Source organism: Hymenobacter ruricola (assembly GCF_015694525.1).
Taxonomy (GTDB): domain Bacteria; phylum Bacteroidota; class Bacteroidia; order Cytophagales; family Hymenobacteraceae; genus Hymenobacter; species Hymenobacter ruricola.
In genome coordinates this window covers 110,586-123,956 of the sequence record NZ_JADQDM010000008.1, presented here as the reverse complement: position 1 = coordinate 123,956, position 13,371 = coordinate 110,586, and the positions used below count along the sequence as shown (strand labels likewise).

10 protein-coding genes are annotated in these 13,371 nt (G+C 60.7%); 4 read left to right on the top strand and 6 right to left on the bottom strand.

The annotated features are described in order from the left end of the window. Nucleotides 1–135 precede the first annotated feature (135 nt). Complete coding sequence (locus I2H31_RS16115; RefSeq protein WP_196294074.1) at nt 136–2,418, top strand: T9SS type A sorting domain-containing protein; 2,283 nt, start codon at nt 136–138, stop codon at nt 2,416–2,418. A gap of 114 nt (nt 2,419–2,532) precedes the next feature. On the opposite strand, the gene I2H31_RS16110 is transcribed toward I2H31_RS16115, so the two are convergent. The 6 genes from I2H31_RS16110 to I2H31_RS16085 form a co-directional block, all read right to left on the bottom strand. Then, nucleotides 2,533–3,363 (bottom strand): phosphosulfolactate synthase, encoded by an 831-nt coding sequence (locus tag I2H31_RS16110; RefSeq protein ID WP_196294073.1) that lies wholly within the window; start codon nt 3,361–3,363, stop codon nt 2,533–2,535. Nucleotides 3,364–3,492: 129 nt separating this feature from the next. Continuing rightward, nucleotides 3,493–4,896, bottom strand: coding sequence for a tetratricopeptide repeat protein (locus I2H31_RS16105; protein WP_230687864.1), 1,404 nt, complete (start codon nt 4,894–4,896; stop codon nt 3,493–3,495). 158 nt (nt 4,897–5,054) lie between these two features. Beyond that, nucleotides 5,055–6,071 (bottom strand): NAD-dependent epimerase/dehydratase family protein, encoded by a 1,017-nt coding sequence (locus I2H31_RS16100; protein ID WP_196294072.1) that lies wholly within the window; start codon nt 6,069–6,071, stop codon nt 5,055–5,057. 121 nt (nt 6,072–6,192) lie between these two features. Continuing rightward, a complete protein-coding gene (locus I2H31_RS16095; RefSeq protein WP_230687862.1) occupies nt 6,193–6,975 on the bottom strand; it encodes a tyrosine-protein phosphatase in 783 nt (260 codons plus the stop codon). 14 nt (nt 6,976–6,989) lie between these two features. Continuing rightward, nucleotides 6,990–9,497, bottom strand: coding sequence for a polysaccharide biosynthesis tyrosine autokinase (locus I2H31_RS16090; RefSeq protein WP_196294071.1), 2,508 nt, complete (start codon nt 9,495–9,497; stop codon nt 6,990–6,992). Nucleotides 9,498–9,563: 66 nt separating this feature from the next. Continuing rightward, nucleotides 9,564–10,496: a polysaccharide biosynthesis/export family protein gene (locus I2H31_RS16085; RefSeq protein WP_196294070.1), complete on the bottom strand. Its 933-nt coding sequence runs from the start codon at nt 10,494–10,496 to the stop codon at nt 9,564–9,566. 253 nt (nt 10,497–10,749) lie between these two features. Between I2H31_RS16085 and I2H31_RS16080 the strand changes: the two genes are divergently transcribed. The 3 genes from I2H31_RS16080 (at nt 10,750) to I2H31_RS16070 (ending at nt 13,342) form a co-directional block, all read left to right on the top strand. Continuing rightward, entirely contained in the window at nt 10,750–11,895 is a 1,146-nt protein-coding gene (locus I2H31_RS16080) for an acyl-CoA dehydrogenase family protein (RefSeq protein ID WP_196294069.1), read from the top strand. 210 nt (nt 11,896–12,105) lie between these two features. Further along, complete coding sequence (rpsU, locus tag I2H31_RS16075) at nt 12,106–12,300, top strand: 30S ribosomal protein S21 (RefSeq protein WP_190924805.1); 195 nt, start codon at nt 12,106–12,108, stop codon at nt 12,298–12,300. 163 nt (nt 12,301–12,463) lie between these two features. After that, nucleotides 12,464–13,342, top strand: a complete 879-nt coding sequence (locus tag I2H31_RS16070) for a tyrosine-type recombinase/integrase (RefSeq protein WP_196294068.1) — start codon at nt 12,464–12,466, stop codon at nt 13,340–13,342. Nucleotides 13,343–13,371 lie beyond the last annotated feature (29 nt).

The following is a 13,371-nucleotide window of genomic DNA, read 5'->3' as shown; positions in this document are numbered from 1 at the left end:
CCTTTGAACGTTTCAATAAAAAAATTAACTTTTTTCCAGTCGGGTAGACCTTTTTTTGACTCCTCCGTATATGCGCCTCGCTACGGTCCACCGGCAAAGCGTTTCCCTCCCTTTAACATCCAATTTCCCACACCAATGCAAACGTTAACCTTTACTCAGAAGCTGTTGCGACAGCGAAGCTTTTTCAGCTTTCTCCTCCCCTTATTAGCCATCTTTGCCGCTCTGGGCTCCTCGCAGAAGGTGTCCGCGCAAGCCTACGCCTTTTCGAATCTGACGCTGACGGCCAGAACGACTTCGGCCGCTACTTCCAGCACGAACACCTACTACGTTCGCCGCACCAGCACCAGCCAGCCTTTATTTGCCGGCACCGCTCTAGGCGGCACGTCGGGCGGTAGCGCCGTGAAATTCGACCCGGCCAACGGTGGGGTATTGACCTTGGATGCCTCGGCAATTCAAGCGGCGGGGGCAGGCTCCCCTTCGGGACTCCCCATTACCTCCGCTAACCTTTTCTACCGCGTTTACTTAGTAGGTACCGGAGCTGGCCAAATGCCTAGCTACTCTGTCGCCAACCTGGCTGACCAAGGCAACAACACGAATTTTGCGAACAACTCAATAAATGTTAACCTCCTGACCCAGCCTCAAGTATTGGGTGGTGGCGACTACGCTGTCGAGATTTACTTTGTGTATACCTACAACGACCCCGTTGATGGACCCACACAGGTGCAAAGCCCCGGCTCCGGTACTGCCATTGCTTTCTTCTCGCTGGTATCGCCGGCCGTAACGCCTCCCGGCGGCAGCACGACGTGGATTAGCACCACCAGCAACGATTGGACGCTGGCTGCTAACTGGAGCAACGGCGTGCCGACTCGCTTCTCGGATGCCATCATCCCGGAGAAAAACAGCACCAACACCAACACGGTAACGCCCGCGCTGCTCAACCCCGACCCGAACCTGTACGAGGTGCGCACCATCACCCTGAACGGTACCAGCAACGCCACGCGCGCCCTGCTGCGCATCGGCCAGACCACCGGCGGCGGAACGATTGGCGCTACGCTGAACGTGTACGGTGACCTGAACACGTTTAGCGGCGGCATTCTGGCGGCGCAAACGGGGGCCAACGGGGTGCCTAACCCGGCCCTGAACTCAACCATTGCCCTGAAAGGCGGCGACCAGGTTATCCGCGGTTTGCTGGAAATTGCCGACATCCGCATCGAGGGAACCGGCGTGAAAGCGGTGGTTAACGCCATCAACGCCAGCAACGTCTTCGTGTTCTCGCCCGGCGTGAGCGCCATTGTTCGCACGGTATCCGAAAACCGGAATCCGGTAACCGGCGTTTCCACTTATCCGCTGAACACCACCAAGACCTCCAACGTCAACCTGAAAAGTACGGGCGTCCTGCTCGGGGAAACCAACACGGCTTTCATCGAAGGCGTGGCCCTGGCCGACCGCAACCTGCAAGCCGGCGTGACCCAAACCTTTGGCAACATCGGCGTTGACATCACCCCCAACCGCGACATCACGGGCCCCACGGTTCAAATCACGCGCACGGTGGGCGACCCGCTGAGCGGACCCATCGGCAACAACGCCCGCCCGGTGAAACGCCAGTACGGCGTGTCGGGTGACGTGAACAACGCCCCGACGCTTTCCACGGTGGTTTTCCACTACCTGGACCGGCCCGACGAGCTGAACGGCAACGACGAGAACAACCTCGTGCTGTTCCGGACCGCCAACAACGGCATTCCCTACGACCCGCTGGGTGGCCAGGTGAACACCGCTGCTAACACGGTCACGCGGGATTTCGTGGCCAACATCAACACCATCACGCTCGGCGACAAGAACAACCCGCTGCCCGTTACGCTCACCAGCTTCGAAGCCAAAAAAGTGGGCACCAACGCCCTGCTGACGTGGCAGTCGGCCAACGAGCGGAACAATAAAGGCTACAACGTTCAGGTTTCGACCGATGGCAAGTCGTTCCGCACCCTTGGCTTCGTGTCGAGCGAGTCGCCCAACAGCACCACTCAGCGAGAGTATTCTTACACGGACGTGCAGGAAGGCAAAACCGGCATCCGCTACTACCGCCTCGAGCAGGTAGACCTTGACGGCAAAACGGCGCAGTTTGCCGCCCGTGCCGTTAACTTCGGTGGCAAAGCAGCAGAAAGCACCGCGGTGGCTTACCCCAGCCCCCTGAACAGCGGCGACCAACTCCGCCTGGCGCTGGGCGCTGGCCTGGCCGGTACCGGCCAGATTCGGGTACTTGACATGACCGGCCGCACCGTGAGCACGCAAAGCGTTGACCTTGAAATCGGCGCCAACGACGTAGAAGTGGCCCGCATGGGTGAGCTGAAAGCCGGCATCTACATGGTCAACGTCACGTTGCCCAGCGGCGAAACCAAGAAAATGAAAGTGGTGAAGCAATAAGCTCTCATCATTGCCCACAAAAAAGCCGGCTCCCGAAAGGGGGCCGGCTTTTTTATGTCGCTTGGTTTTCAGAAAAACAGTGCCCGACGCGTGGGCCGGGCATCGTTTCGGTACTTAGCCGCGGGGCATGGATGTGCCGGGCTTGGTGGTTTTGGCCGCGGGGCGGAACATGGGGTCCACGGCGTCCATGTCGAGGAAGTGCGTGAAGGTGTCGCCGCGCAGGCCCAGGCGGATGGTTTCGAGGCTCACCACTTCGTTGGGTGCAATGTTGCCCAGGTTCACGTTGGCGCCCAGCAGCTTGATGAACCACACCTGCTGGGCTTTTTGCGGGGCTTCCCACAGAATCTTCTCCGAGGGAATTTTGGTCAGAATTTCCTCTACCAGGCCCGAGCGCACCTCGCCGGTACTGCGGAACAGGCCCACGTTGCCGCCTTCGCGGGCTTCGCCGATGACCTTGATGGCGCCGGCTTCGAGCTCGGTTTCCATCTGCGAAATCCACTTGTAGGGCGGAATGATTTTTTCGGCATCCTTCGAGCCCACTTCGCTCAGCACGCGCACGCTCTTGCTCAGTTCGCGGATGTACTCGCACTTGCGGCCGTGGTCCAGGTCGATGCTGCCGTCCGATACCTCGGCGTATTCCATGCCGAAGCTGTCGAGCAGGCGGCGGTAGTCGTCGAACTGGTTGCGGATGATGAAGGCCTCGAACAGGGTGCCGCCGAAGTACACCGGAATGCCCGCCGCGCGGTAGATGTCGAGCTTGCGCTTGAGGTTGGGCACCACGTAGGACGTGGCCCAGCCCAGCTTCACCACGTCGGTGTAGGAGCCGCCCACTTCCAGGAAGTCTTCTACTTCGCGCAGGCTCATGCCCTTGTCCATTACCATGGTGTAGCCTTGTTCGCGGGGCTTGCTGGTGCGCTCGGGCAATTGAGAGAGGTCGTAATTCATTGCAAAAAGAGGGGAGTAAAGGCGATGGGGTGAGGAAATGGCGGCCGAAAACGGGCGGGGCCGCCAACAAAAAACCGCCCGTTCGGGCGAACGGGCGGTTGCAAAAGTAGCGTCAAAGTGAGGGAAATGTTATTTCCGGAACTGCTCGATTAATTTCTTCAGGCCCGGCTGCTCGCGCAGCTCGGGGAAGTAGTCGAACAGCAGCACGTGCTGGTCGTAGTTGAGCGTGAGGGCGGTTTCCAAGGTGGCGTAGGCCTCGCGCAGGCGGCCGTCGGCCAGCAGGTAGGCGCACAGCATGTAGTAGAAGTGTGCCTCGTGCGGGTGCAGGTTCACGGCGTGGCGCACCAGGTCCACGGCTTCGGCGTAATGGCCCTGCTCGTAGAGAATGGCGCTCCAGCTCACCCAGCCCTGCACGTCGTCGGGGGCTACTTCGGTGGCTTTTTCGTACGATTCCAGCGCGCTCACCACGTTTCCCACCTGGTTTTCGGCCGCGCCCAGCGCCGACCAGTACTCGCCGCTTTCGGCGTACAGCTCGGTGGCCTTGCGGAAGTAGTGAATGGCCTCGAACCAGCGGCCCTGCTCCTGCAGCAGCACGCCCTGCCCAAACCAAGCCTCGTCCATTTCCGGATTCAGCTCCAGCGCCTGCCGGTAGTACTTGCGGGCGGGCTCCCAGTCGCGCAGCTTCTCGTAGCACTCGCCAATGTTGCATAGGGCTTCGTCCGTCGGTTGGCCAGGCGGGTAGGCCAGCTCAAATTCCGGAATGGCCTTGCGGTACTCCTGCTGGCACACAAAGGTGTCGGCCAGCCAGTGGTGAGCGTCGTGAAAATCGGGGCTGATGGTGACGGCGAAATCGAACGCCTCGGCGGCCTTCGTAAAATCTTCGCGCCGGTACCAGTACTGGCCCAGGTTGTACCAGGCCGTGGCCGAATAAGGGTCGTCATCGGTGAAGCGCTTGAAAAACTCCTCGTGCTCTTCCAGCCGGCCCGTGATGTCGAGGCAGTGCAGCAGCTCCTGCACACCGGTTTCGTTGTCGGGGTTCAGGCGCAGGCTCTGCTTGTAGTGCTTGGCTGCGCTCTTGAACTTCTGCCAGCTCTGAAACGCCAGGCCCAGGTTGAAGTGAATGTCTTCGCGCTCGGGCTCCTGCTCCAGGCCAGCCCGGAAAAACTCCACCGCTTCGGCAAACTCGCCGCGCTGCGTGCTGATGATGCCCCGCGTCACGGCCACGTCGGCGTTGGTGGGGTCCAGGGCGGCCACTTCGTCAATCTGGCGCTCGGCTTCGGTGTAGTCGCCGCGCATGGCCATCACCTGGGCGCGGTCAATCAGCAGCTCGGTGGAGAAGGGATATTGGCCCAGCGCGGCCTCGCAGGCCTGCAGGGCTTTGTCGAACTCGGCATTGGTGACGTAGTGGTCGATGATGTTCTCGAAGTCCTCCAGGTCGAAGAAAACGGGCTCCTGCTGCGCCACCATCTGCTCGAAACGACGCACGGTGTCCAACACGGCCCGGTGGTTTTCAAAATGTTCGTTCATGCGCATAAAATCGCAGTTAAGTGGATTAATCGGGGTTTCGCAAAGGCGCAAGTTCAACGGCGAAAAATTAAAAAGAAACCGTTGGCCAAGGCCTTATCACTCCACTTGCTAGTGCTCTGTCAATGATAACAAATATTGGGCAAAACCGTGCAATCCGGCTGTTGCTAAGATACGATAACCGGCGGGGCGGTGGTCGGGTTTTCGGCCAATTCGGCCGCACACCAAGCCAGCGTATCGGCTAACGAGCGGAATGATAGCCCGGTAGCGCTTTGTACTTTGGCGTGTGCGTACACCACCGGCCGCCGCCCGGCCCGCGCCGTGTCTTTGGTAATAAGCGGCCGGGCGCCGGTAAGCACGGCCCGGGCGTGCTCCAGCCGCCAGATGACCTCGGCGGCCCAATCGGGCACGGCCACCGTGGGCGGGCGGCGCTGCAGCGCCGCCGCGGCCTGCCGGAAAAAGTCGCCCAGCGGCACGGCCTCCGCGCTCAGGATGTAGCGCTCGCCGCTGAGGGCCGGCAGGTCCAGTGCCAGGGCCAGCAGCTGGGCCACCACGTCGCGCACGTCCACAAAATTGACCAGCCCGCGCGTGTAGAAGCGGTGCTGCTGGTGGACATAGCGCAGCAGCCGGGTGCTGCTGCGCGTCCAGTCGCCGGGGCCCAGCACCACCGAGGGATTCACAATGACGGCCGACAGGCCCTCGGCCACGCCCCGCCACACTTCCAACTCGCCCAGGTATTTGGATGTGGCATAAGCCGGGTGCGCGGCCCCCAGGTCCCAGGTGGCGGCTTCCGTCACCGTAAGCGGGCCGGTGGCCGTGGCTGCGCCCGCCGGCGTGCCCAGCGCCGCCACCGACGACACGTGCGCCAGCCGAATACCGGGCCGTTCCAGGCAGGCGTCTACGATGGCGGCGGTGCCTTCCACGTTCACGCGCAGCAGCAAATCCTCTTCCTGCGGGGCGTACGACACCAGCCCGGCGCAGTGAAACACGTGCGTCACGTCGGGGGTGAGGGCGGCCCGCAGCAGGTCGGTGTCCAGCAGGTCGCCGGCCAGCCATTCCACGCCCGGCGCGGCCCCGGCAGGCACGGCCCCGCGGTGCAGGGCGCGCACCGCCAGCCCGCGTGCGCGCAGGCCCTGCAACAAAAAGGAGCCAATGAGGCCGGTGCCGCCGGTGACGAAAATCATGGGTTTGGTGCTGATTGGTTGACGGTTAGTGGTGAGTGGTAGTCGTTGGCAGTGGGTCAATAATCGTATATTACACTACTCACCTGCTATTAACCGTTAACCATTAACCGTTCACCACTACTTACAGCGTATTATTCAGCAGCGGCAGGTCGAGCAGCTTTTTCAGGTAGGGCTGGGGCACGGTGCGTTTCAGCAGGGTATCGGTGTGGCGCAGGTGGTGCGTGTCGGTGCCCACGAAGTCGACCAGCCCGCCGTCAATCAGCTGCTCGGCCACCTTTTTGGCCCCGGGCGAGTAGTAGCCCGACAGCGAATTCAGGTTGACCTGCAGCAACACGTCGTAGTTGCGGCGCAGCTTTTCAATCTCGGCCAGGCGGCCGTACAAGTACGTGTAGCGCTCGGGGTGGGCCAGCACCGGCCGGTAGCCCTGGGCCTTCATTTCAAAGATGATTTCGAACAGGTTCAGCGGCTCGTTCATGTACGACGTCTCGAACAGCAAGTACCGCTTCTCGCCCCCGAAGGTGAGCATCTCGGTGCCATCGGCCAGTTTGTGGCCCAGAAACTCGTCCAGGTAATACTCAGCGGCGCAGTCGAGCGCCACATCGCCCAAGCCGGCCCCGGCGGCGGCGTCGCGCAGCAGCTGTAACGCGGCCCGAATGCCCTCCGGCGTGTTCTTGTAAAAGTCGCCCATGATGTGCGGCGTCATCACCAGCTTGCGAAAGCCGAGGTCGCGCAGGGCCCGCAGCAGCTCCAGCGAGTGCTCCACGGTTTCGGCGCCGTCGTCGAGGCCGGGCAGCAGGTGAGAGTGCATGTCGGCGCCCAGCGCGGCCAGGGCCGCCACGGGGGGCGCCGCCGGAGCCGCGGGTGCCGCTGCCCCGCCAAAAAGCTTTTGCCAGAGCGAAGCCATTTACTCAGAATGCGTTAAGATAAGAACTTCTTCAGCTTCTGGCCAAAGGTGAGCGGCTTGGTGGCCGGCTCCTCGTAGTAGCCCTGGCCGTATGCGCCGTACCCATAGCCGTAGCCATACCCGTAGCCGTAGCCATACCCGTAGCCCGCGCCGGCCGGGGCGTCGTTGAGGATGGTGCACATGGTGGAGAAGTTATTGCTCCGCATCAGCCGGTTCAGGTTCTTGATGAAGGCCTTGCGCGAGTAGTCGGCCCGCACGATGTAGAGCGGAATGTCGGCCTTGCGCATGATGAGGATGCCGTCCGTCACGAGGCCCACGGGCGGGGTGTCAATCAGAATCACGTCGTAGGTCCGGAACAACTCCTGAATCATCAGGTCGAACCGGTCGCTCAGAATCAACTCCGACGGGTTGGGCGGCGTGGGGCCGGCCGAAATGAACTGCATCGACTCGATGCTGGTGGGCTGAATGCACTCCTGCACGGTGTGCCGCTCAATGAGGATGGTGCTCACGCCCCGCGTGTTCTCGGCGCCGAAGGCCAGATTCACCTTGGGCTTGCGCATGTCCAAATCCAGAATGATGACGCGCTGGCCCGAAAGGGCGATGATGCCGCCCAGGTTCACCGTCACGAAGGTTTTGCCCTCGCCCGAAATGGTCGACGTCACCGAAATCAGCCGTTTCTTCTTGGCCGAACTGATGAAGTCCAGGTTGGTCCGGATGGAGCGAATGGACTCCGAGATGGCCGACTTGGGGTTCTTGTCTACCACCAGGCGCGAAATTTCCATCTTTTCCTTGTCGTAGGTCGGGATGATGCCCAGCACCGCCGCCTTGGTGTTGCGCTCCAGCTCGCGCACGTTGGTCACGGTGTTGTGCATAAAGTAGCGCACCGCAATCAGGCCCAGGCCCAGCAGCAGCCCGCCCACCAGCCCAATGGCGTAGGCAATAAGCTTGCTCGGGAAAATGGGCGCCGCCGGCAGCGAGGCTGGCGACAGGACTTGAAAGTCAGCAATCTGGCCGGCTTGCTGAATGTCAAAATCAATTTTGCGCTCAAATAAGCTTCGGTAGTTCTTGCCGTAGAGGTCCACCGGACGCCGGAGGCGTTCCAACTGCGTGCCCTGCTCCGGCTTGTCCTGCAACTGGGCGCTTAGCTTATCATTCTGCTCATTGAGCATGCGCAGCTGGCGGCGCAGCAGTTGCTGGTCTTGTAGCAGCAAGCGCTTGATTTTGTTGCGCGTAAACGCCACGCTGGCTTCCCGCTGCTGCACGGCTTCGGTTTTGTCGGTGCTGGAGCGGCGCAGGCGGCGCAGGTCCCACTGCTGGCCGTTCAGGTCGTTGAGCATCCCGGCCAGCTGCGGGTCTTCGATGCCGGCAATAGCCGGAATACTCTGCTCCACGGTTTCGTTTTCCGTAGTCGTGATGCTCTCCTCGTTTATTAGGCGGCTGACGCCCACCAGCAGGTTGATTTTTTCCTCCAACTTGGCCCGTTCATCCTCCAGCTTTTCCAGTTTGGCCACAATGGCGGCGGCATCTGCCTCCACATCGTAGGTTTTGTTGGTCTGAATGAAGGCTTGCAGGTCGGCTTCGGCTTGCTGAAGTAGCCGTTTGGTATCGTTCAGGGTTTTTTCAAGAAACTTCGATTTCAGGTCGGTCGACTGCCGTTTCTGAAATAGTTTTTGCTTCAAATACACCCGGTCAATGGTGTTCACCACGCTTTGGGCCTTGGTTGGGTTGAAGTCTTTAAACGAAATCTGGATGGTATTAGCGTCCGGATTCACAATGTCAACCGTCAGGTTTTTGTCCAGATAGGCATTAACCGCCGCCTCGTCCTGAATTGTGAAGTGATAATCCGATTCGCGGGCGGCCTCGTTCAACTCCGGTGTGCCATCTACCTGCAACCGAATGCCCGGCAGCACAATGGGCTGGCCCAGCGAGTACTCACCGCCCAGTGCCCGGCCCTGGCCTACAAAGTCCAGCCGAAAGCGCTGCGGACCCGTGAATTTCAGGTTGAACTTGCGGTTGTACAGCGCCGGGTCCGTGATGGTGTCCTGAATGCGAAAGGGGGAGGTGCCGTACAGCTCTGTTTCAAGCACCGTGCCCTGCACGTAATAATTCACGTGGAGCGTCAGCGAATCGCGCAGACGCTGGTAGATGAGGTTGGATTTAATCAGCTCGACCTCGCCCGCCAGCTTGTTGCCCCGGCCTTTGTCGGCGGCCGGCGCCAGCTGGTCGGCAATGCCAACTTCGGCCGCCTGGGCGCGCTCGTCAATTTTCAGGATGGAGGCCGATTGATACACCGGCTTGGTGTAGCGCAGGTAAAGCCACGAAGCCGTAACGCCCAACACCACCAGCAGCAACAGCCACAGCAGGCTGCGGCGGGCCACTAGCACCAAGGTAGCCACATCGAGGCCGCCCGCATCGTCTTCCTCGGCCGTCATGCCGGCCATAGGCGTCGCGGGAGGCGTCGCTACGCCGCCCGAAGCGTTGCGGATGAGCTCTTCTAACTCGGTGTTCTCATTTATAGCCATTGCACTGGAATTGCATCTCACGCTCGATTCCCAGCCGCAGCATACGCCGGGCGAAGCACCAGAGAATTAACGGTTTAATTGCGAGATAATAAAAAAAGTAGTCGTGGTCAGCAAGCTTGCTATCCCGATGATGGGATTAATGTCGTTGAGTGCATCCAGGAACGGCCGGCGGATGGGCTCCACGTAAATTACATCATTGGGCTCCACCTGCAGGTTGGCCCGGCGCATGCCATTGAGGGTCGACAGGTCGATTTGCTGCACGCGCGGGTTTTTCAAGTCGCCGCGGATGATGCGAATGTTGTCGGCCCGGCCGCCGTTGCGGTACAGGCCCGCCCCGCCGGCCCCGCCGGCTCCGTCGACGCCGCCGGCCAGGGCCAGCACTTCCAGCAGGTTCATGTTGTCGTTGGTGAGGGCAATGACCTGCCCGCCCGCGGCTCCCAGCACAATCACCCGGTTGTTGGTGACGTGGGTGGTCACGAACGACTCCTTGTAAAACTCGTTGAAGCGCCGGGCCAGCATGCTGTCGGCCTGTAGCAGCGTCAGGCCGCTCACGCTCACCCGGCCCACCAGCGGCAGCGTGGCCGTGCCATCGGCCTGCACCAGAAATTCGGAGCCGCCGCTAGTGGCCCCGGCGCCTTGGCCCGTGTTGCGGGTGCCTGCGCTGCCCTGCTGGCCGCCCCGCACGCTACTGCGGCTGGGCAATGTGCCCGTGGGCTGCCCAAACTGCAACTCGCCGTTGGGGTCCAGAATGCGTTCGCCCTTGTTGGTGTTCACTCGTACCTCCAAAAAGTCGTTGGGCTGAATGACATAATTGCGCTCGCTCCGGTTCACCGCAATGCGCAGCTTGGTGGTGTCGAGTTGGTGGCCCTGGCTGTCGGTAAGGCGAAAAAGGGTTCTCTTTTGATAGTATTTCGTCGAGGCACACGACGAGAACAGCAGCACGGCGGGCAGCGCAAGCAGCCACAGCCGCCCGAGGCGGCGAAGGAAAAAAGTCGGCATGAAGGCCAAGGAGCGCAAAATCAAATAAAAAAACCAGGAAAAACGCGGGCCGTGGGCGTCAGGTTCTCCCCAAAAAGCCTCAAAAGTAACGCTTTTGCCGCGCCCTTTCAACTACGGGCCGGCGAGCGGTGCCCGCCGGCCGCCGTTTCCAAGCGCCAAAACCGTACTTTCGTGGAGCCAAAACGAACGGTCGTTGGTTTTGGTCTTACCCGTTCTGCACCTATTAATAATTCCCACCAACCGTTCTCCATCCATGGAAGCCGTAGCCACCGAAAACCAGACCATGATTGCGCAGATGGTGCGCGATTTTGGCGCCCAACACATCAAGCCCCACATGATGAAGTGGGACGAAAGCCAGGAATTTCCCGTCGAGGTGTTCCACAAATTGGGCGAGCTGGGCCTGATGGGCGTGCTCGTGCCGCAGGAATACGGCGGCTCCGGCTTCGGCTACATGGAGTACGTGACGGCCATCGCGGAGCTGTCGAAAATCGACGGCAGCATCGGCCTGAGCATGGCGGCCCACAACTCGCTGTGCACCGGCCACATTCTGCAACACGCCTCCGAAGAGCAAAAGCGCAAGTACCTGCCCAAGCTGGCCAGCGGCGAATGGATTGGCGCCTGGGGCCTCACCGAGCCCAACACCGGCTCCGATGCCGGCAACATGCGCACCACCGCCGTGCTCGATGAAAGCGGCGAAAACTACGTGCTCAACGGCGCCAAAAACTTCATCACCCACGGCAAAACCGGCAACGTGGCCGTCGTCATTGCCCGCACCGGCGAAGTGGGCGACTCGCACGGCATGACGGCCTTCATCATCGAGCGCGGCACGCCGGGCTTCGCCGCCGGCCGCAAGGAGGACAAGCTGGGGATGCGCGCCTCGGAAACCACGGAGTTGATTTTTACCGATTGCAAAGTGCCCGTGGGCAACGTCATCGGCAAAGTGGGCGACGGCTTCGTGCAGAGCCTCAAAGTGCTCGACGGCGGCCGCATCAGCATCGCGGCCCTCAGCCTGGGCATCGCGCAGGGCGCATTCGAGGCCGCCACGCAGTACAGCAAGGAGCGCCAGCAGTTCAACCAGCCCATCAGCAAGTTCCAGGGCATCGCCTTTAAGCTGGCCGACATGGCTACCGAAATTGAAGCCGCCAGCCTGCTCACCTACCGCGCCGCCGACATGAAGGACCGCGGCCTGAACGTGAACCTCGAATCGGCCATGGCCAAGCTCTACGCCTCCGAAGTGAGCGTGCGCGTGGCCAACGAAGGCGTGCAGATTTTCGGCGGCTATGGCTACACGAAGGACTACCCGGCCGAGAAATATTACCGCGACGCCAAGCTCTGCACCATCGGCGAGGGCACCAGCGAAATTCAGAAGCTGGTTATCGCCCGGGCGTTGCTGAAGTAGAACCGCCGACTTGACCGCAGATTTAACGAATTTTAACGGATGAAACGGATTTTGTGGTTCCGCGGCAGAGGACCAAAGGGCTTTCGGCGCGGTGCTAAAGGCTAAACCACAAAAAATCTGTTGCATCCGTTAGAATCTGTTAAATCTGCGGTTTATCTTTGCGGCCCGGTTTGCACCGACCTCCTCTGAAAAATCCCCTCATTCCCTGGTATGATTATCGTTCAAATCAAAGACAACGAATCGGTTGACCGCGCTCTGAAGCGCTTCAAGAAGAAATTTGAGCGCACCGGCGTGCTGAAAGAGCTGCGTCGTCGCACGTTCTTCCAGAAGCCCAGCATCACGCAGCGCAAAATGAAGCAGAAGGCCGTCTACAAGCTCGCCACTTACGGCCAGCCCAACGAATAGCCTCCCGCTTTAGGGCCGTTTAGCTTTGCTAAAACCGGCCGGTTTGCCCCATTTGGCAAGCCGGCCGGTTTTTTCGCGTCCGTACCCCAGGCGTTTGCTTGGTGAAAAATAAAAAAGCCCTACATTGGATGCCCGGCCCAACCGCCGGGCATTTTTGCTGTGTATGGACGCTTTTCTCGATTTTCTGCGCTTTGAAAAGCGCTACAGTGGGCACACGCTGACCTCGTACCAAACCGACCTGGGCCAGTTTGCCGCCTACCTGAAATCGGCCTACGAGCTTGACGACCCGGCGCAGGCCACGCACCCGCTTATCCGCGGCTGGGTGGTGGAGCTGATGCAGCAAAACCTCGACCCGCGCACCGTGAACCGCAAAGTGGCCTGCTTGCGCTCGTACTACAAGTTTCTGCTGCGCGCCGGCACCATTGCCGCCAATCCCATGCTGCGCATCAAGGCCCCGAAGATGGCCAAGAAGCTGCCCGAGTTCGTGCCCGAAGAGGCGCTGAACGGCTTGTTGAACTCGTTCGAGTTCGGCGACGACTTCGCCGGCGTGCGCGACCAGCTGGTGCTGGAAATGCTCTATGGCACCGGCATCCGCCTTTCGGAGCTCATCGGCATTCACGCCGACGACGTGAGCCTAGGCGCGGGCACGGTGCGCGTCACGGGCAAGGGCAACAAGCAGCGCATCGTGCCGCTAAACCCGACCTTAAAGCTGGTGATTGAAAAATACCAGGCCCGGCGGGCGCACGAGTTTGGCGCCACCGAAGGTCCGCTGCTGCTCACCGACAAGGGCGAGGCCATGTACGAGAAGTTTGTCTACCGCTGCGTGAAGCGGTATTTGAGTCAGATTACGACCTCCGGGGCGCAGCAGCACCCGCACGCCCTGCGGCACGCGTTTGCCACGCATTTGCTGGGCAAGGGCGCCGATTTGAATTCCATCAAAGAGCTACTAGGACACGCCAGCCTGGCGGCCACGCAGGTGTACACGCACCTGTCCGTCGACCGCCTGAAATCCGTATTTGAACAGGCCCATCCCCGGGCCTGAGTTTGCCACACCCTTTTACCCTCTTAATC

Bases quoted from the DNA above. Each gene is read 5' to 3' on its own strand.
- I2H31_RS16115 (WP_196294074.1), top strand. From the start codon at position 136: ATGCAAACGTTAACCTTTACTCAGAAGCTGTTGCGACAGCGAAGCTTT.
- I2H31_RS16110 (WP_196294073.1), bottom strand. From the start codon at position 3,363: ATGAATTACGACCTCTCTCAATTGCCCGAGCGCACCAGCAAGCCCCGC.
- I2H31_RS16105 (WP_230687864.1), bottom strand. From the start codon at position 4,896: ATGCGCATGAACGAACATTTTGAAAACCACCGGGCCGTGTTGGACACC.
- I2H31_RS16100 (WP_196294072.1), bottom strand. From the start codon at position 6,071: ATGATTTTCGTCACCGGCGGCACCGGCCTCATTGGCTCCTTTTTGTTG.
- I2H31_RS16095 (WP_230687862.1), bottom strand. From the start codon at position 6,975: ATGGCTTCGCTCTGGCAAAAGCTTTTTGGCGGGGCAGCGGCACCCGCG.
- I2H31_RS16090 (WP_196294071.1), bottom strand. From the start codon at position 9,497: ATGGCTATAAATGAGAACACCGAGTTAGAAGAGCTCATCCGCAACGCT.
- I2H31_RS16085 (WP_196294070.1), bottom strand. From the start codon at position 10,496: ATGCCGACTTTTTTCCTTCGCCGCCTCGGGCGGCTGTGGCTGCTTGCG.
- I2H31_RS16080 (WP_196294069.1), top strand. From the start codon at position 10,750: ATGGAAGCCGTAGCCACCGAAAACCAGACCATGATTGCGCAGATGGTG.
- rpsU (WP_190924805.1), top strand. From the start codon at position 12,106: ATGATTATCGTTCAAATCAAAGACAACGAATCGGTTGACCGCGCTCTG.
- I2H31_RS16070 (WP_196294068.1), top strand. From the start codon at position 12,464: ATGGACGCTTTTCTCGATTTTCTGCGCTTTGAAAAGCGCTACAGTGGG.